Annotated in this window: 14 protein-coding genes; 5 read left to right on the forward strand and 9 right to left on the reverse strand. The window is 72.4% G+C overall.

Annotated elements, in window-relative coordinates; all coding sequences use genetic code 11:
* Positions 1-6 precede the first annotated feature (6 nt).
* Complete coding sequence (locus GTZ93_RS04850; RefSeq protein ID WP_139920408.1) at positions 7-474, forward strand: hypothetical protein; 468 nt, start codon at positions 7-9, stop codon at positions 472-474.
* Positions 475-480: 6 nt separating this feature from the next.
* On the opposite strand, the gene GTZ93_RS04855 is transcribed toward GTZ93_RS04850, so the two are convergent.
* Together GTZ93_RS04855 and GTZ93_RS04860 are read right to left on the reverse strand one after the other, a co-directional pair.
* Positions 481-1,860, reverse strand: a complete 1,380-nt coding sequence (locus GTZ93_RS04855; protein WP_139920410.1) for a hypothetical protein — start codon at positions 1,858-1,860, stop codon at positions 481-483.
* Between the two features lie 89 nt (positions 1,861-1,949).
* The gene (locus GTZ93_RS04860) at positions 1,950-2,342 is read right to left on the reverse strand and encodes a hypothetical protein (RefSeq protein ID WP_139920411.1); all 393 of its coding nucleotides are present in this window, start codon (positions 2,340-2,342) and stop codon (positions 1,950-1,952) included.
* A gap of 455 nt (positions 2,343-2,797) precedes the next feature.
* Between GTZ93_RS04860 and GTZ93_RS04865 the strand changes: the two genes are divergently transcribed.
* The 3 genes from GTZ93_RS04865 (at position 2,798) to GTZ93_RS04875 (ending at position 6,118) form a co-directional block, all read left to right on the forward strand.
* Positions 2,798-3,793 (forward strand): SAM-dependent methyltransferase, encoded by a 996-nt coding sequence (locus tag GTZ93_RS04865; RefSeq protein ID WP_120598877.1) that lies wholly within the window; start codon positions 2,798-2,800, stop codon positions 3,791-3,793.
* 94 nt (positions 3,794-3,887) lie between these two features.
* Positions 3,888-4,691, forward strand: coding sequence for a hypothetical protein (locus GTZ93_RS04870; RefSeq protein ID WP_139920413.1), 804 nt, complete (start codon positions 3,888-3,890; stop codon positions 4,689-4,691).
* 44 nt (positions 4,692-4,735) lie between these two features.
* On the forward strand, positions 4,736-6,118 hold the full coding sequence (locus tag GTZ93_RS04875; protein ID WP_139920415.1) for a WS/DGAT/MGAT family O-acyltransferase: 1,383 nt from the start codon (positions 4,736-4,738) through the stop codon (positions 6,116-6,118).
* Positions 6,119-6,121: 3 nt separating this feature from the next.
* Here GTZ93_RS04875 and GTZ93_RS04880 read toward each other — a convergent pair whose 3' ends face one another.
* The 7 genes from GTZ93_RS04880 to GTZ93_RS04910 all read right to left on the reverse strand — a co-directional run bounded on the left by GTZ93_RS04880 (position 6,122) and on the right by GTZ93_RS04910 (position 17,069).
* Positions 6,122-7,459, reverse strand: coding sequence for an FAD-binding oxidoreductase (locus GTZ93_RS04880; RefSeq protein ID WP_139920417.1), 1,338 nt, complete (start codon positions 7,457-7,459; stop codon positions 6,122-6,124).
* A gap of 182 nt (positions 7,460-7,641) precedes the next feature.
* Positions 7,642-9,033, reverse strand: coding sequence for a sigma-54-dependent transcriptional regulator (locus tag GTZ93_RS04885; RefSeq protein WP_121755458.1), 1,392 nt, complete (start codon positions 9,031-9,033; stop codon positions 7,642-7,644).
* Entirely contained in the window at positions 9,030-10,571 is a 1,542-nt protein-coding gene (locus tag GTZ93_RS04890; RefSeq protein ID WP_139920419.1) for a sensor histidine kinase, read from the reverse strand. Before GTZ93_RS04890 ends, GTZ93_RS04885 begins: the two co-directional genes overlap by 4 nt.
* A gap of 16 nt (positions 10,572-10,587) precedes the next feature.
* Positions 10,588-13,677, reverse strand: a complete 3,090-nt coding sequence (locus tag GTZ93_RS04895; RefSeq protein WP_161662653.1) for a GspE/PulE/PilB domain-containing protein — start codon at positions 13,675-13,677, stop codon at positions 10,588-10,590.
* A gap of 50 nt (positions 13,678-13,727) precedes the next feature.
* Complete coding sequence (locus GTZ93_RS42620; RefSeq protein ID WP_261777585.1) at positions 13,728-15,794, reverse strand: RDD family protein; 2,067 nt, start codon at positions 15,792-15,794, stop codon at positions 13,728-13,730.
* A 164-nt stretch (positions 15,795-15,958) separates the two neighbouring features.
* Complete coding sequence (locus GTZ93_RS04905; protein ID WP_120561959.1) at positions 15,959-16,225, reverse strand: GlsB/YeaQ/YmgE family stress response membrane protein; 267 nt, start codon at positions 16,223-16,225, stop codon at positions 15,959-15,961.
* Positions 16,226-16,334: 109 nt separating this feature from the next.
* Complete coding sequence (locus tag GTZ93_RS04910; RefSeq protein ID WP_161662681.1) at positions 16,335-17,069, reverse strand: 16S rRNA (uracil(1498)-N(3))-methyltransferase; 735 nt, start codon at positions 17,067-17,069, stop codon at positions 16,335-16,337.
* A gap of 87 nt (positions 17,070-17,156) precedes the next feature.
* Here GTZ93_RS04910 and GTZ93_RS04915 point away from each other — a divergent pair, with 87 nt between their 5' ends.
* Complete coding sequence (locus tag GTZ93_RS04915; RefSeq protein WP_139923516.1) at positions 17,157-18,185, forward strand: asparaginase; 1,029 nt, start codon at positions 17,157-17,159, stop codon at positions 18,183-18,185.
* Positions 18,186-18,287: the final 102 nt, after the last annotated feature.

Genomic DNA, 18,287 nt, shown 5'->3' on the forward strand with positions numbered 1-18,287 from the left:
AGCCCCATGAAGAGCCTGCTGGTTGGAATGATGTTGGCGTCGACGCTGGGTGCCGGTCCCTCGAAGACGGTGGAGCTGGTGGGCACGGTTCACAGCGAGGACATCGGCAACCAGAGCTCCCGCCGGGCCACGTGGCTGCCCACGCAGCCCAAGCGCATCGAGCAGTTCGAGTTCCACCTGAAGCGCCCCATGAAGGCCGTGCAGTTGGAGTACCAGTGCCACCTCCAGGACATCGGTGACTCGGGATGGCTGCCCGAGGGCACGCCCTGCGGGACACAGGGCGAGTCACGGCGCCTGGAGGCCTTCGGCATCCGGCTGCGCGGCGAAGGGGCGCACCTGTACACCGTGCGCTACTGGTGCAAGGTGGAGGGCATGGAGCGCCCCATGGGCCCGCTCACGGACGGCGCGATTTGCGGCACCACGGGCGAGGGCCGCAAGCTGTTGGGCATGCAGGTGGAGCTGGTGCGCAAGTAGCCGCGTTCAGTTCTTCTCCGGCAGCGACCAGTTCATCTGGAAGCGGTGCGCGCCGTTGGGGGCGCTGTCCAGCCAGCCGGTGATGCTGTCGCTCTTCGCGAGCAGGGGGCCCAGCTCCGTGCTCGCTCCGAAGAACGCGGCCAGGCGCTCGTCGCCCATCACGTCCATCAGCGACACCTGCGACAGGCCCCGTGCCAGCTTCTTCGGATCCAACGTGAACTCCACCGCGCGCTTCAGCGGCCCGCCCTTCTCCGGCAGCGACGCGAGCATCGTCTGCGTCACCGTGGAGTCGTTGCCGAACACCAGCTGTTTGCCCTTGAGCCGCACGTAGACGCTGCCGCCCTTGGCCTCCATCGCGTAGCCGTCCTCCAGCGTCCTGGCGCCCGGGAACTTCGCCAGCGGGGCCAGCGCCGCCTTCACCGCCGCCGCATCCGTCACCTCCGCCGCCAACGCCTGCTTCGCCGCGAAGAAGCGCACCTCCGGCTTGCGCAGCGAACCGCGCACCGTCACTGAATCCACGCCGAACAACACCTGCCCCGTCATCTGCTTCGCCAGCGCGTCCGTCACCGCCTTCACGTCCTCCGCCGGGCACGCGGGACACACTGTCCGCACCGCGCTCGCCACGGACTCCACCGCCTGCGCCACGCCCGTCGGCGCCACCTGCGCCCTGGCGAAGAGCAGGCCCGCGGGGGACATGGCGCCGTAGGGGCTCGTGCCCTTGGCCTGGAAGGGCGGCAGCGGCAGCTTCGTCGTCGTGCCCTCCACCTTCAGCCCCGTCGCCGTGCCGTCCAACGCCAACACGCCGTCCTTCGTGGACAGGTACAGCACGCCCGGCACCGTGGCCATGCGCGCGTCCGCGGCCGCCGCCTTGAGCGCCACCAGCTTCGCGGCCTCCTTGCGGAGCGCGTCGTCCGAATCCGTGCTCAGGAAGGCGCAGGCCTCCTGGCCCTTGATGACGTAGCCGCCGAAGCCACCCGAGGCGCTCGGCGCGCGGAGCGTCGTCACGCCCTTCACCGTGCCCGCCTTCACGTCGCCGTTGCGCGCGAGCACGTTCGCCGTTGCTTCCTGGAACACCTTCGTGTCCTTCACCCGCGTGCACGCGATGCGGCCGTCCTGCCGCATGGACACCGTCAGCGGCCCCGTCACGTCGATGCCCTGCGCCTCCATCACCTCCGGCTTCCCGAGGTCGAGCTGCAGGATGGGGTGCAGCTCTCCGCGCCACGCCTCCGGGTTCAGCAGCTGCGAGTACGCCCCGGCCCGCGTCAGGAACGCGTTCAACCCCTGGAGCTGATCCAGCTGCGGGGCGTGGAGGACCGTGACCGTGGAGGCGGCGACGCGAGGCGCGGGTGCGGCCGCCAGCGTGGCGGCAAGTGCGAGGGCGAGCATGCCCCCACCTGAAAGCGACCCACGGCCCCTGTCAAGGCACTCCCACCCGGGACGCCCATCACCAACGTCCGCACGGCGCCCCGCTGGCCCTACGCCGGCAGCCGCCCCGTGTTGGCCCAGTCAATCATCCGCTCCGCCAGTTCCTCCGCGCTGCGGCACAGGTAGGCCAGCTGCAACACCTCGTCGTCCGTGCAAGCCAGCACCATGCGCACCCGCACGCCGTCCACGAACCGCAGCACCTGCCCGATGCTCAGCGACGCCCGGTCCTCCAGCGCCCCCGCGAACCCAGCCACCTCCGCCTCCGCCGTGAAGCCCTCCTCCAGCAGCGCCGCGATGAGCACCGACCGCGCCAGCCGGTGCTCGCGCGCCCTCGCGTCCTGCAGCTGAATCCGCCACGGCTGCGCCTCCCAGCGCGCCGCGCCCTCGACGTTCGCCACCAGCTCCCGCCCGCCCTGCGTCCGCGATTCCATCGCTCGCATCATCCGTGCCCCCTCTTCCATCAAGACCTGGGTCCAACCACGGGCGTGACCGGCAGCCTTCCTCCCGTCCACGAGCAGGGCTCGCGAATGAGCGGCTTTCCGGAAAAGACGCACTCCACCTGTTTTCTTGCCCGCCCGGAGGGATGCTTGGACTGTCATTCGCGGACGCTCCCGTGCAGGTGGGAAAGCCTCTCGCCGGCGCCGTCTCCAACCCGCCGGCGAGAGGTCACCGGGGCGACCGGTGCCTTCCTGCTTTGAGGGATTGTCACGAAGCGGTGCGAGTGGATTCTCGGACCCCGGTGCGAGGCGGGATGTTCACGTGGGGACAGTGAGCGGCCCTCGCGACGTATTGGGTCGGAGCCCGTCTCTCACGCATCGTTCGCAGTCCGGTTCCGGGGGACGGGGTGGTCGACCGCGTCTTTGTCGGGACCGCCACGGCCTTCCGGGGGGAAGCCACCATGTCGAACCTGCTCGACCTGCCGCGTCAGGCATTGATGGACCTGCGCTCGCGTCTCAGCCACCTGCCGCTCGTGTCCCATCTCCACCGTCGGCACGCGCCCAACAGCCTGTCCCTGTCCAGTCCGGCGCCGCAGGACTCCGTGCTGGCGGATCCTCAACGCGTGGAGATGTGGCGCCGCGCGGTGGAGCGCTACGTGCGCCCCAACCAGGTGGTGGTGGACGTGAAGGCCGGCACCGGCCTGCGCACCTTCCTCGCCGCGCACCAGAACCCGCGCAAGCTGTACGCGGTGGATGACTCGCGTCTGTTGGACACCACTCAATGGGTGGCCCGACGCAACGGCCTGGACCGCATCGCCTTCGTGCGCGAGCCCACCTGGCACTTCCAGCCGCAGGAGAAGGCGGACGTGCTGCTGCATGAGCTGTTGGGAGATGCGCTGCTCGACGCGGGGCTCGTGCCCCGGATGCTGGATTTGCGCTCGCGCCTGCTCAAGCCCGGCGGCCGCATCCTCCCCAACCGCTTCGAGGTCTACGTGGAGCCCGTGCAGCTGCGCGAGGAGGCGTGTGTCCCGTTCATCTGGACGCAGCACCTGCCCCATGTGGACTTCCGGTGCCTCCAGTCGCTGCGCGAGGCGATGAGCCCGTCGTACTTCACGCGGCTGGTGCGCTCCTACGAAGTGGACCACCTGCTGTGCGAGCCGGAGCCCGTGTTCGGGTTCGACCTGGAGACGATGCGCGCGGAGGGGCTGCCCTCGCGCGTGCGCATCCAGCGGCCGGTGGAGGAGGACGGGCGGGTGGATGGCTTCTGCCTGTTCTACAAGGTCGCCTTCGACGCGGAGCTGGCCTTCGACGTGTCGCCCATGCGCGAGCGCAACACCACGGCGATGACGCTCCTTCGCGTGGAGCCTCGCGAGTTCAACCGCTACGACACGCTGGACTTCGAACTGGAGCTGCCCAATCCGTCCGACCCGCGCACCTGGCGGTGGCAGTTCACCTGACGGCGGTGCCGGAGCCCGGAGTGATGCCCGGTGGACAGCCTGCCTGCCTCCGGGTGTCGCCGGAGGTGGGCGCACTGCCTAGCTTGCAGGACGCATGCGACCGTTCCGACTCCTCGTCCTGCTTCTTGTCTCCGCCGCCGCGCTGCCCGCGGCGGCCCAGGCCCCCCGCACCGTGGCGGGCGTGTGTGGCCGCACCAACTGGGTCTGCGTCGCGGAGTGCATCGACGCGGAGTGCGTCGACAAGTGCATGCGCGAGGGCTGCGAGGACGCGCTCAAGCGGCTGAAGACCTGCACCAGCAAGGCGGCCTGCGCGCCGGATGACACGGCGTGCGCGGCGAAGTCGTGCGGCCTCACCTGCGAGAAGTCCTTCGAGCCCGCGCCCAAGAGCCCGGAGAAGCTGGTGGCGAACCCGTGCGAGGGCGATAAGGCGCCCAAGGGCACGGCCGTCCCCGAAGAGCTGGTGGGCACGTGGGTGCTGTCCGCGGCGAGCATCCCGGACACGGACCAGGGGAAGGAGGAGCGCATCGACGTGCAGCCCCGGTCCGACTACGCGCGGGCGTTGCAGATCACGCCGAGCGGATGCTTCGTGATGCGGACGAAGCTGGATGACGCGACGCTCGGGCGCGGCAGCACGCTGGATGTTCGCGCGTGGGGCCGGCTGGAGGTGAAGGACAAGAAGCACTTGGCGCTGCGCACGCAGGACGGTCAGGCGGTGGGCCCGGTGTGCGGCAAGGAGCGCGTGGTGCCCCTGACGAAGGGCAAGTTCAAGGGCGGGGACTTCACGTACGCCATTGAAGAGAAGGACTCGCTCGTCCTCACGGTGCCGGGCGCCACCCGGCAGACGTTCCAGTTCGAACGGGAGAAGCAGGAAGCGCCGGAGCCTCAACCCAAGCCTTGAGGAGGACCTTGCTCCCACGGGGGCGTACGGGTGAGAAGGACGCCATGGCAGGCCGCGAGCGGATGGCGAGCATGGACGCGGCGTGGCTCCAGATGGAGGAGCCCGCGAACCTGATGATGATCACCGCGGTGCTGTGGTTCGACGGCGCCGTGGACCTGGAGCGCCTGCGCGCGGTGGTGCGCGAGCGGCTGGTGGAGCGCTATCCTCGCTTCCGTCAGCGGGTGGTGCCCGGGCCGCTGGGCGCGCCGCATTGGGAGGACGCGCCGGACTTCGAGCTGGAGGAGCACCTGTCCACGCTGCGCGTGCCGGAGTCGGCGGGACGCGCGGGGCTGGAGGCGCTCGTCGGGGACTGGCTGGGTGTGCCTCTGGAGCGCTCCCGTCCGCTGTGGCACTTCCACCTGGTGCGCGGCGCGCCGGGCGGGGACGTGCTGCTCGCGCGGCTGCACCACTGCATCGCGGATGGCATCGCGCTCGCGCGGGTGTTGCTGTCCCTCACGGATCCGGTGGACGCGGTCGCCGTGCCGGAAACCTGGGATGAAAGCCTGGAAGCGGTGACGCCTTCCGAACCGGAGCGGCGGCCAGGCGCTCCTGGCTGGCTGCGTTTCGCCCGGGGCGCCCGCTCCGCGCTGCGCAAGGGCGCGGAAATGGTGCGCGAGCCCATCCTCGCGGGCGACCTTGTTCGCGAGGGCGCGAAGGGGGCTGCGGCATTGGGCAAGCTGCTGGTGCTGCCTCCGGATCCACGCTCTCCCTTGCGCGGACCGCTGGGCCCCCGGAAGGTCGCCGCGTGGTCGGAGCCCATTGAGTTGGAGCGGGTGAAGGCCGTGGGCCGGACCCTGGGCGGCACGGTGAACGACGTGCTGCTCACGGCGGTGACGGGCGCGCTGCGGCGCTACCTGGACTCGCGGGACGCTCCAATGGAGGACGTGCACGCGCTGGTACCGGTGAACCTGCGGCCCATGGATGTGCCGGTGCCTCGCGAGCTGGGCAACCGCTTCGGCGTGGTGTTCCTGCGGCTCCCCGTGCACCTGGCGGAGCCGCGCCGCCGCTTGCGCGAAGTGGCGAAGCGGATGGAGCACCTCAAGCGCTCGCCGGAGGCCGTGGTGACGTCCGGCGTGTTGGAGCTTCTGGGCCGCACGCCCGCGGCGCTGGAGCGCGCCGTCGTGGACGTGATGGGCACCAAGGCGTCGCTCGTCGCCACCAACGTGCCCGGGCCGCGCCAGCCGGTGTCGCTCGCGGGCAGCCAGCTTCAGGGACTCACGTTCTGGGTCCCCCAGGCCGGCCACGTGGGCCTGGGGGTCAGCCTCTTCAGCTACTCGGGACAGGTGACCGTGGGTGTGGCCTCGGATGCGTCACGCGTGCCCGACCCGGAGGCCCTGGTCGCCGCGTTCCAGGACGAACTGGCCGCCCTGGAGACGACGACCCCCTGAGCGCTACTTCGCGAAGAGCTTGTGCGGGTCGTACTTGCCGCGCACGTCCTTGAGCTTCGCCCGGATGGCGTCCGGCCAGGCGCTGTCGAAGTGCTGCGCGTCACGGACCTTGCCCATGAAGTTGATGGTCATCTCTGGCGACAGCCACGGCTTCAGCTCCGCGCGCAGGCCCTCCGTGGCGCCGGGCAGCACCGTCTCGAACAGCGGCGGGTGCATGCCCACCAGTCCGACGATGAAGTTGCCGCCGCGGCCGCCCACCGCGGAGCCTCCCGCCACGTCCTTCTGGCAGGCGCCGCCCAGGTGCCGCAGCTCCAGCATGAAGTACGGCGTCTGCGCGCCCGCGCCCACGTGGCGCAGCAGCGTGGTGGCCAGGTCCTGGTCCACGTGGGTCAGCATCATGCCGTGGGTCCACACGGGGCTGGGCTTGTCCGGATCATTGTGGATGCGCGCAATCTGCGTCACCGGCAGCTCGCCCAGCATGTCCAGGTAGAGGGGCGCCAGCGCGCGCAGGGGCGCCGCCAGCTTCGCGCCCTCTTCCGCGGAGCCCGGGAAGGCGAAGCGCAGGTTGATGACCGTGCGCCCCTGCAGCGGGGGCGGGATGAAGTCGAACGGCGGGAAGCGCATCACGGCGATGCTCGTGGACACGCGCGCGTCCGCCTCCGCCGTCCACTTCACCCAGCCGCGCAGCACGGCCTCGATGTGCTCCTCCGCGAAGAAGAGGCTGCCCGCGTAGAGCGAGCGCATCTCCACCAGCTGGAGCTTCACCTCCGTCACGATGCCGAAGCCGCCCTTGCCGCCGCGCAGGGCCCAGAACAGGTCCGGGTGATGCTCGGCGCTCGCCTCCACCGTCTCGCCGTCAGAGGTGACGAGCGTGTAGCCCACCACGTAGTCGGAGCTGACGCCGTGGCTGCGCACCAGCGGCCCCAGGCCGCCGCCCAGCAGGTAGCCCACCACGCCCACGTTCGTGGACGAGCCGGCGATGGGCGCCAGACCGTGCTTCGCCGCCTCCTCGATGACCGGCTCCCAGCGCGCGCCCGCGCCAATGGTGGCGATGCGCGTCGCGGGGTCGATGCTCACGTGGTTCAGCGCCTTCGTGGAGAGGAGCACGCCAGAGGTGACGGGCGCGTACGTGCCGTGCCCCGTGGCCTGCACGGAGATGGGCAGCTGGTTCTCCCGGGCGAAGCGGATGGCCTCCGCCACGTCCTTCGTGGACTTCACCGCCACCACGTACTGCGGCGAGTGCGTGACGAGGACGTTGAATCCGGCGCTCTCCGGGGCATAGCCCGCGTCGTTGGGGGTGTAGACGGGACCGCTCACGCGGGCGGCGAGGGACTGGGTCATGGGGGCGTTGCTCCTTCGTGTCAGCCAGCCCTTGCGGGCCGGGAGGGGGACTCGGGTGCGCTGCGGTGCCGCGTCCAGGGCGTACGAGCGCGAAGCAGCATAAGCCTGGAAGTCAGGTCCGTACACGGAAGCATTCGGTGACAACACGGGCTGGATTCCAGCGGGTCGCCCTCCCGGCACCTCTACAGCAGGCCGTGCTCCTCCAGCTTGTTGTAGAGCGTGCGCCGGCTCACCCCGAGCAGCCGGGCAGCCAGCGTGCGGTTGTCACCCGAGCGCTTCAGCGCATCCACCAGCGCTTCCTTCTCCACGTCCTTGCGACGTGACTCCAGCGTGACGGAGTCGGACGGTGACGGGGGCAGTGGCGCGGCGACGGGCGGTGGCGCGAGTCCCGGCTGGCGGGAGAGTTCACGCGCCACGTCCTCGCCAGTCAGCATGGGCCCGTCGGAGAGCACCACCAGCCGCTCCAGGAAGTTCTGCAACTGGCGCACGTTGCCGGGCCACGGCTGGGCCTGGAGCGCGCGCAGGCCGTCTTCGCTCAGGGTGAACGGAGGCCGCCCGTTGCTCTTGGCGTGCACGTCCAGGAAGTGGCGGGCGAGGGCCGCGATGTCCTCCGGCCGCTCGCGCAGCGTGGGCAACCAGAGGGGCACCACGTTGAGCCGGTAGAAGAGGTCCTCGCGGAAGGTGCCCCGGCGCACGCCGTCCTCCAGCGACTGGTGCGTGGCCGCGACGAAGCGCACGTCGATCTTCACTGTCTGCGTTCCGCCCAACCGTTCGAACTCGCGCTCCTGGAGCACGCGCAGGAGCTTCACCTGCACGGCGGGGGACACGTCGCCAATCTCGTCGAGGAACAGCGTGCCGCCGTGCGCCAGTTCCACGCGTCCGGGCTTGCGCGTCGCCGCGCCGGTGAAGGCGCCCTTCTCGTAGCCGAACAGCTCGCTCTCCAAGAGCGTGTCCGGGAGCGCCGCGCAGTGCAGCTTCACGAACGGGCCCGCGCGCCGGGGACTGTTTTCGTGCAGGGCTCGCGCGGCCAGCTCCTTGCCCGTGCCGGACTCGCCTCGGAGCAGCACCGTGGCGGTGCCCTGGGCGGCCTTCACCAGCAGGGCCTTCACGTCCTTCATCGCGCGGCTCGCGCCCATGAGCAGGCTGTCGAGTCCGTCCGGCGCCTTGCCGGTGCCTCGCGTGGGCTCCGGGTCCTGGCTCGCGTGGAGCAGGGCCTTCTTCAGCGTGAAGAGGAGCTCCTCGCGGTCGAAGGGCTTGAGCACGAAGTCCGCCGCGCCCGCCTTCATCGCCTCCACCGCGAGCGGCACCGTGCCGTGCGCGGTCATCAGCAGCACGGGCACGTCCGGCCAGCCGCGTCCCACCTCCGCGAGCAGCTCCATGCCGCTCATGCCCGGCATGCGCACGTCGCTCAGCACCACGTCGATGGGGCGGCGCGCGAGCAGGGCCAGGGCGTCCTTCGCGTTCGAGGCTGGATGCGGAGTGAGGCCCGCCTGGGTGAGCAGCGCGCCCAGCACCTTGAGCAGCGCGGGATCATCGTCGACCACCAGGACGTGGCCCTTCAGTGCTTCGCTCACGCGGCTTCTCCCTCGGATGCCGGGGCCTGGGAAACGGGGGCCGCCGGCAGGCGCAGGCGGAGGATGGTGCCATGCCCCTCGCCGCTCGTCAGGGACGCAGTGCCTCCGTGCGCCTCCGCCACGCGCCGCACGAAGGCCAGCCCCAGGCCGCTGCCCGTCGCCTTGGTGGTGAAGAAGTCGTCGAAGGCCCGCTCACGCGTGCGCACGTCCATGCCGCTGCCGGTGTCCTGCACCTCCACCACCACCGCGCCGCCGTCCTGCTGCGTGCGCACGGTGAGGGTGCCGCCCTCGGGCATGGCCTCGAACGCGTTGCGCACCAGGTTCTCCAGTGCGTTGGCGAGCAGGTCCTCGTCTCCCGCGCACTCGGGCAGGCCGGGCGCGAGCTCCTTCTTCAGCTCCACCGCTCCTGGCGTCGCGAAGGCCTGGAGTGACAGCACGCCCTCCACCAGCCGGTTCAAGTCCAGCGGCCGGCGCAGCGGTTCGACTCGCGCGAGGCGCTGGTAGGTGCCCGCCACGCGGTCCAGGCGCTCCACCTGCTCCAGCAGCAGGTCCAGGAAGTCACCGTGCGCGTCCCAGGAGTGGCCGCGCGCGTGCTCCTCTTTCAGGTACTGCGCGGCGCCCTTGAGCGCGGCGATGGGGTTCTTCAGGTCGTGCGCCATCTGCGCGGAGAAGCGCCCCAGCGTGGCCAGTTGCTCCAGTCGCTCGCGCTGGGTGACGAAGGCGGTGACGCCCCGCCGCGCCGCCGCGAGCAGCGCGAAGGTGATGGCGGTGGTGCCCACGACCAGCGCTCCCGACTCGGCGGCGAAGGCGCGGAAGAGCACCAGGTAGGCGAGCACGCCCACCAGCGCGAGCACGACCGCGTGCATCGCCGCGTTCGTGGCGCGCGCGTCCTTGCCGAAGAGCTGGAAGCGCAGGGACGCGGTGGCCATCACCGGCAGGCCCAGCAGCGTGCCCACGTTGCCCAGCTTCGGCACGGGCAGGGCCATGTCCGCCGCCAGGTCCGTGAGCAGCAGCGCGACGAGCAGCGTGAGCCCCAGCAGCATCAACCCCGCTCGCGCCCGTTCGTCCTGCGAGTTCTCCGAGCTTGTGTGGCGCAGGTGGCGCGTGAGCAGCACGAAGCCCGTGGTGAGGATGGGGATGACGCCCAAGGCGACCGCGAGCCCGAAGCGGAAGGTGTAGATGCGCTCCTGCAGCGCGGGCACGCCCATGGCGATGATCATCGTCAGCGCGAGCGCGCCCATCACCGCGTAGGTGCCGTACAGGACCCGGGCGGAGCGGCGGCGGCGGCCCACGAACGCGAGGATGAAGTGCAACGCGCACGGCAGCGTCATCAGCGCCGCGGCGAAGCCCATCAGCCGCCAGCCGGTGTCCCCCGAACGCGCCAGCCCGAAGGCGGAGAAGTTCCAGGTCGACAGCGCGATGGACAAGAGAGACAGCGGCAGCGCGAGGGGGCTTCGTCCCACGCGGGCGAGCGCGATGCCGGCGAGCGCGAGCTGCCCCGCGCACGCCAGCAGGCTGACCCACATGGCGCCCGTCATCGCGCGCCTCCGTGGCTCAGAGCATGCCCAACCGGCGGGCGTTGGCGGGGTCGACCGCCGCCGACTCCCAGCGCCGCACCGCGGACTCGCGCTCCGCGTCGGGAGCGTCCGCGTAGTAGCCCAGCGTGTCGTGCAGGGCGCGGCTCAGCTCCTCGATGGCGGCGAGCCGCACGTCCAGCTCGCGGTGACGGAGAGCGGCCACCAGCCAGTCCGCGCGGCGGCGGCTGCGGTTCTCCGCCCACCACGCCGACCACTGGCGCGGCTGGAGACCCAGCGTGGCGCGGGTGACTTCGCGCAGGGCCTCCGCGGCGGCCTGCGCGCACATCGCGTCGTCGCTGCCGGTGAGGTTGATGAGGCCCTCGATGGCGTCGCGGTCGTGCAGCGTGCCCAGGGCACGGGCCGCCAGCGAGCGGCGCAGCGCGTCCCGGCTGGCCAGCTCCTGGCGCAGGTCGCGCAGGGACGCGTCCAGGCGCGGCAGGTGCTTGAGCGCGGCGGCGGCGACTCGCGCGGCGCTGGAGATGTCCGGCTCCATGTCGAACAGGCCGCGCAGCACGCCGTCCACCAGCTCCGCGTAGGGCAGGTTGCCCGCGGTGAGCAGCGCCAGGTAGCGCGTGTCCGCGTCGTTCGAGTCCAACAGCGGCGCCAGCGCGAGGGCCGCGGGACGGCCCAGGCGCGACAGGGCCGCGGGGATGGGGCCCAGCTCGTCCGCTTCCGGCAGCTCCACGACGGGCAGGCGGCTCCAGGCGGTGGGGCCGGGGAAGTGCTGCGCGAGCACCCGGGCGCTGGCTTCAGGTGAACGCGCCAGCTCCGCGATGGCGCTGGAGCGCTGGGACGCGTCCGGGCCGGTGAGCCGGCGCAGGAGCGGCGTGAAGTCCGGAGGCGGGCGCTCTTCCGGCGACAGCACGCGCGGAGGCAGGGCGGCGGCGCGGCCCAGGTTGGCCACGCCTCCACGGCCGAAGACGGGGTTCCACCCGAGCCCCGCGACCACGGCGGGCGCGGGAGCGGGCTGGACCGGGGCCGGGAAGCCGGGTACGTCCACGTCGATGGTGATGTCCTCTTCTGGCGCGCGCAGCTCGGACACGCGCTGCTTGCGGAAGAGGATGAGCTCCTGGAAGGCGGCCGGCAGGTCCTGGCAGAACAGGATGTAGTCGCTCAGCCGGCGCTGGCTCATCGGCTTCTGGCCGCAGTCGCCGTAGAGGATGGCCACGAGGCGGCCCTTCACCTCCACCGGGTACAGGAAGACGGTGCGCGGGGCCTGGCGGCCGAAGAGCTCCAGGTAGTGCCGCGTGAGCGCGTCCGGAGGCAGCGGGCCCGCGTAGCTGCCGCGCGTGACGGCGACGGTGCGGAAGACGCTGCTCGCGTCCAGGGGGATGGAGACCAGGGAGAGCGCGTTCGCGTCCAGGCCCTCACCGCGCGCGTCCCAGCCACCCGCGGCGCCGCGCACGACGGCGAAGGCGGCCACGTAGTCGAACGTGCGGCGGCCGAAGCGCAGCGCCACGTCCAGCAGGCGGTCCAGGTCTCGCGTCGACTCGCGCAGCGCGGAGCGGGCCTGGGGCAGCGTCCATTCCGGCACGGCGGCATCCGGCGCGCTGGAGGCACCCGGGACGGAGGCGGGCTCCGGCGCGCGAGGACGGGTCGCGCCCTGCGTGGACGCGGGGTTGCTGAAGATGATGAACGACGGCTCGCCCCGGGGCGGCGCCGGGGGAACTGGCGGCTGGGTCGGCGTGGCGGTCTGGGCCGCGCGGGCCTGCTGCTCGGGCGAGGGCGGCCACACCGCGGGACGGGCTCCCGGGGGCTGCGCGGGGGCGCTGGGGCGGTTCGCGGACGGAGGCGCCGTGGGGGCCGCGCCCTGCGAGGTCTGGACGGTGGTGCCCGGTCGAGCGGGGCCCTGTGCCGGCTGCGCGGCCGGGGTGGTGCCCTGGGGGCTCTGCACGGGAGTTCCCGGTCGAGCACCTTGTCCCGGTGTCGCGGGACCCTGGCCGCCAAAGCCCTGCGTCGTGGGCCCCGGTCCTCCGAAGCCCTGCGTCGCGGAGATGCCCTGCGCGTTGGGGCCCTGTCCTCCGAAGCCCTGGGTCGCGGGACCCTGCACGGTGGTGCCGGGACGGCTCGCGGTCGGCGGCGGCGTGGCGAACGCACCGGGCGCGGCGGGTCGACCCCCCTGGGGCGCGGTGGCGGACGTGCCTGCCGGACCCACGGGCAACAGCACGGGCACGGGCTGCGGCGGCGGTAGGGGACGCTCTCCCGGCGGGTAGAGGGTCGGCGGCGCGGCGTTCCCCGACGCGCCCTGGTTCGGAGCCTGCGCGGGAGGCGTGGCGCGCGCGGGCGTGCCCGGCATGTTCAGCCGCAGGGGCTCGCGCGTGTACGCGGGGGGGGGGATGTCGGTGGGCGCCGGCGCCGGCGTGGGGCGCTGGACCGCGCGGGCCGTCGTCACCGGTCCCGCGGAGGTGTTCAGGCGCAGCGGCTCGCGCGTGTACGCGGGCGGGGGGATGTCCGCGGGCTCGGGCTCACGCGCGGCGGCGGGACGGGCTGCCGCGGGCACGGGCTCCTGGGCCACGTTGCGCGCCAGCTGCTCCACCATGTCCACCGTCATCGACTCGTCGTCTGGCGGCGGAGGCGGGGGCGGCGTGAGCGCTCCGGCCTGCTGGGCGACCGACGCGGCCAGTTGCACGAAGCGGGGCGTCAGCGGCTGGCGGTAGATGATGGAGATCCACTCGCGCACCCGCAGCTCGATGGCGACCCACAGCTCCAGCGGCTTGCCCAGGAGGAAGCCGACTTCGTCCAGCTCCTTCTTGGGCACCGGGTAGGCGCACGCCACGTGCAGCGTGTTGCCGTCCAGGGACAGGGGAACGACGCTCAGGCGTTCGGCGATTTTCGGGGGGATGAAGCTGGCGACCTCGAGGTTGGGCTCGAAGTCCACCAGGTTCACGGGCCGGAAGCCGGAGACCTCGCCCAGCATCGCGAGGACGTCCGCTTCGGACATGCCGCGCTCCAGGAGCGCGGTGTCCACATGGCCTCCCTGGGCCTGGTGCAGACGCAACAACTCTCCGGCCTGCTCCTGGGACAGGAGGGCGCGCGAGACGAGGTGCTGGGCAAGACGCGAAGGCATGAAGGCCGCGGCATCTTACGGCCGCGGCCGCAAGGCACAATGAGCCTGTTTCAGCTCGGTTGGACGACGAAGGTGGACGTCAGCTTGTCATGGAGCGTCTGTCCGCGGCGGTCGAATAGCGCCATCCAGAACCCGCCCAGGAAGAGAACGAAGGAAAGCCCGGCGAGCAGCGCCCGGAAGATGGCCCGGCCCGGGGTGGGCGCCATGCCATGGGTGTCCACCAGCCGCAGGCCCAGGAGCAATCGTCCCAGGGTGCGTCCATTCCACAGGAAGGCCGCGACCGCGCAATACACGGTGGCGAGCACCAGCACCAGGACCACGCCCGGCAGCAGCACGGAGTGCAGCGCGCGCAGCCAGGCGACGAAGGCGTCCAGCCCGGTCAGCCCCGGCTGCGGACCCTTCACGCCCGCGACCGACGAGGCGAGGGTGATGTAGGCCGCCGCCACGGCGCTGATGGCCGCGGTGTCGACGGTGAAGGACAGCAGCCGGCGCCACAGCGAGGCGGGCCGCGCGTGAATCTCGCCCGTGGCCGGGGCAGCCGGGGCCGCGGAGACCTTCGACTTCTTCGCGGGGGCGGCGGGGGCAGGGGCGGACGAGGCTTCCATGAGGGACACTCCCGGAGCGGGCGCCGGGGACGTCGCGTAGGCCGGCGTCTCCAGCGGAGGCAGGATGGCCGGGTCCTCCATGACGGGAAGGCCCGGAGCGGCGTCCCGGCGAGACGGACCGGAGGCCTGCGCGGGAGCATCCATCAAGGGCAGGCCGGAAGTGGCCTGCGGTGCATCCCAGTGCTCGGCGGCCGACGGTCCGGAGGCGGGCTCCCGGCGGGGGAGACCGGAAGCCTGGGCCTGCGCGCCCCCCATCCGGGCGGAGGCCTGGGCCTGCGAGGCCGAATCCATGTGCGGCAAGCCGGAGGCCTGGGCCTGCGCGGGCGCGTCCATGCGGGGCAGGCCGGGAGATCCCTGCGCGTTGCCACGAGGCTGGCCAGAGGCGGCCTGGGCCTGCGCGGGCGCGTCCATGCGGGGCAGGCCGGGAGAACCCTGCGCGTTGCCACGAGGCTGGCCGGAGGCGGCCTGGGGGCGCGAAACGTGCGGCTCCGTGCCGTAGGCCGGCGTGAGCGCGGAGCCAGGTCGGGGCTCCGTGGAGGGCACCGTAGGCTGCGCGGCGCGAGGCACGGCGACGCCAGGATTCTGGAAGCCCGGCTCCGACAGGGCCGCGGTGGGCGCGGCGCGCGGAGGCACGGCGGCCATCGGTGCCACGCCAGGAGGCGGCGCGGCGGGACGCGGAGGCTGCACGGCGCCAGCGGGCGCGTTCCCAACGGGAGGCGTGGCGCGAGGAGGCATGGGCGCCGCCGCCCGAGGCGCCTGCTGCGCGGGAGCCCGGACCGCCTGACCCTCCGCGTGCGGCGCGGGGACGCGATCGGCCTGAGCAGGACGCGCAGCCGGAGCCGCCGCGCGAATCGTCGCATCCGCGGGGGGCGCATCCGCCTGGGGCGCCGCAGGGCGCGCAGCCGGAGCCGCCGCGCGAATCGTCGCATCCGCGGGGGACGCATCCGCCTGGGGCGCGACAGGGCGCGCGGCCGCGCGAATCGTCGCATCCGCCTGGGGCGAAGCAGGACGCGCGGTCGGAGCCGCCGCGCGAATCGTCGCATCCGCGGGGGACGCAGGGGCCGGCGCGGGGCGAGCCGCGGGAGCCGGATTGGGCGCACGCACGGGGCCATCCGTTGGAGGCACAGCGGCGCGAGGCGCGGCGGCCGGAGCCTGCGCGGGCGGTCGGGGCGCTGCTGCGCGCGGCGCGGCGGGAGGCACGGGCGCCATCCCCGGACGAACCGACGGCGTCATGCCCGGCGGAGTGACAGGGCCGCGAGGCGCCTCCAGCGCGAAGGCCGGCGTACCGCGCAGCGTCTCCGGCTCCAGCGGTTCGCTGTTCAGCGTGATGGGGTCGCCGCCGCCAGCGTCCTGGGCCATGCGGTCCCCGGCCTTGCGGCGATCAATGTGGATGTCGCGGTCGAGCAGGCTCGGGAGGGGGGCCACCGCGGGTGGGCGCGCGCCATTGGCGGCGCAAGCGGGGCAATCTCCGACCGGCGGCAGCGAGGCGCCGCACTTCAGGCACTTGGACAACGGATCCTCCCAGTGACGCGGACAACCGTCGCCATGAAAGGCCGCATTCAGGCCTGTAGCAAGAAAAGGACAAGCCCCCGCCGGTCCCTCGCCCGAGGAACCGTCAGGGGCTCGTTAGCGCCATGCAACCCGCCCCGGAGGACGGTGCGTATGGGCGCCTCACGCTAGGCGTGGACGCGGCGCCGTCCCGCTGCTCCCACCAGGAGAAGCACGATGATCGATCCCACGACCGACATGATGATGCCGGAGGCATGCAGGTCGAACAGCCGGCCGTTGCGCTCGAAGAGCGAGCCAATGAGACCACCCACCAACGAACCCACCATGCCCAGCAGCGTCGTGGCCACCAGCCCCATGCTCTGCTTGCCCGGCAGGATGGCCCGGGCGATGAGTCCCGCGATGAGGCCAATGATGATGAATGCGATGATCCCCATGAGAGTCTCTCCCGTGTGAGGGACCCGCGAGGTCCCGAATGGCAGAAACGTAGGAATCACCACACGAATCCGTGACCTGGGATGCAGGGAGGGACTGTCTGCTCGACTGCTAACCGAGCGACCCGTCCAGATGCTGCATCACCGCGAGCGCCGCGAGCGCCGCCGTCTCCGTGCGCAGGATGCGCGAGCCCAGCGTCACCGGTCGCGCGCCCAGCCCCCTCAAGCCCTCGACCTCCTCGCGCGCGAGCCCGCCCTCGGGGCCAATCACCAGCGCCACCGGCGTCCCCGCGGCCACGCTCCGGAACGCCTCGCCCAGCGGTACCGCGGACTCTTCTTCATCCAGCACCAGCAGCAGCGTGCCCTGCGTCAGGGCGCGCGCCGCGTCCAGCAGCGGCCGGGGCGGATGCACCACCGGCACATCGTCGCGCCGGCACTGGCGCGCGGCCTCCTCGACAATCTTCGCCCACCGCTGGGTGCGCTCCTCGGCGCGCTTCGGCTCCAGCTTCACCACGCTGCGCGCCGTGGCCACCGGATGGAACGCGGTGGCGCCCAGCTCCGTGCCCTTCTGCAGCACCAGCTCCAGCTTGTCCCCCTTGGGCAGTCCCTGGAGGATGCTCATCTCGCGCGCGGGCGGCGTCACCCGCACGGCCCCCAGCACCAGCCGCACGGACTCCGCGTCCAGGCCGGTGACGCGCGCCTCGAAGGCTCGGCCCTTGCCGTCGAACACCTCCAGCGCGTCGCCGTCCTCCAGCCGCAGCACGTGGACGAGGTAGTGGCGGCGCTCGCCCGTGAGCGTCACGTCGGCGGGGGCGGGGTCGGGCAGGGGAACGAAGAGGCGGACCACGGCGGCTTCCTTGAAGGGGAGGGCGCCCGGAGGATAGCCGTCCATGCGTCCAGGGTTCGTCTTTCCTCGACCCGCGAGCGCCCGGCCGTGTCCCGTTCCTGCTATGGCGCGCCCACGCCCATGGCCACCCTCGTCATCGAGTCCACCCGCTCCGGCTTCGTCGAATCCCTCCACACCGTGTCCGTCGCGGTGGTGAGCGCGGAGGGCACGCGCGTCGCGTACGCGGGCGACCCGGAGCGCGTCACCTTCTGGCGCTCGGCGGCGAAGCCCTTCCAATCCCTGCCCATGGTCCAGGACGGCGCGGCGGACCGCTACGGCTTCGGCCCGCGCGAACTGGCGCTCTCCTGCGCGTCCCACTCCAGCGAGCCCGTGCACCGCGCCCTCGCCATGCAGATGCTGAGCGCCTCAGGCTGCGAGGAGCGCCACCTCGCGTGCGGCCCGCACCCGTCGCTGTCGCCCGCGGTCGCGGAGGAGGCCCTCAAGGCGGGCATCGTGCTCACGCCCCGGTGGAACAACTGCTCTGGCAAGCACGCGGGGATGCTCGCGCTGGCGCGGCACCACGGCTGGGATGTCCACGGCTACGCCAGCGACGGCCACCCCGTGCAGGAGCGCATCCAGGACGAAATCGCCAAGTGGACGGGCCTGCCGAGCGACGCGCTGGTGAAGGCCGTGGATGGCTGCCTCGCCGTCTGCTTCGGCCTGCCGCTCAGCGCCATGGCCACCGCGTGGGCCCGCTTCGGCGTCTCGGAAGCGCCCGCCGCCCGCCGCCTGCGGGAGGCCATGCTCGAGCACCCGGACCTGGTCGCGGGCAAGGGCCGCGCGTGCACGGACCTGATGACGGCCTTCCAGGGCGATGCCGTGGTGAAGATTGGCGCGGAGGGCGTCTACTGCGCCGCGCTGCCCAAGGCCCGCCTGGGCGTGGCCATCAAGGTGGAGGATGGCGATGCCCGCTGCGCCGCGCCCGCGCTCCTCGCGGTCCTGCGCCTCATCGCGGAGCAGCAGGGCCTGTCCCTGCCCATGACGGGCCTGGAGCACCACGCGGAGCCGCGCATCCTCAATACCCGGAACGAAGTCGTGGGCTCCCTGCGCGCGGCCGGAACACTGGCGTTCACCTGAGGCCCGCTGTAGCGCGGAAGGTCACACGCGCCGCGCTCCCCGTAACCTGCCCCGCTACAGCCGAGCCCGTGTCCCTTGGGACTCCGAGGCCTCAGCGGCAGG

Source organism: Corallococcus exiguus (assembly GCF_009909105.1).
Taxonomy (GTDB): domain Bacteria; phylum Myxococcota; class Myxococcia; order Myxococcales; family Myxococcaceae; genus Corallococcus; species Corallococcus exiguus.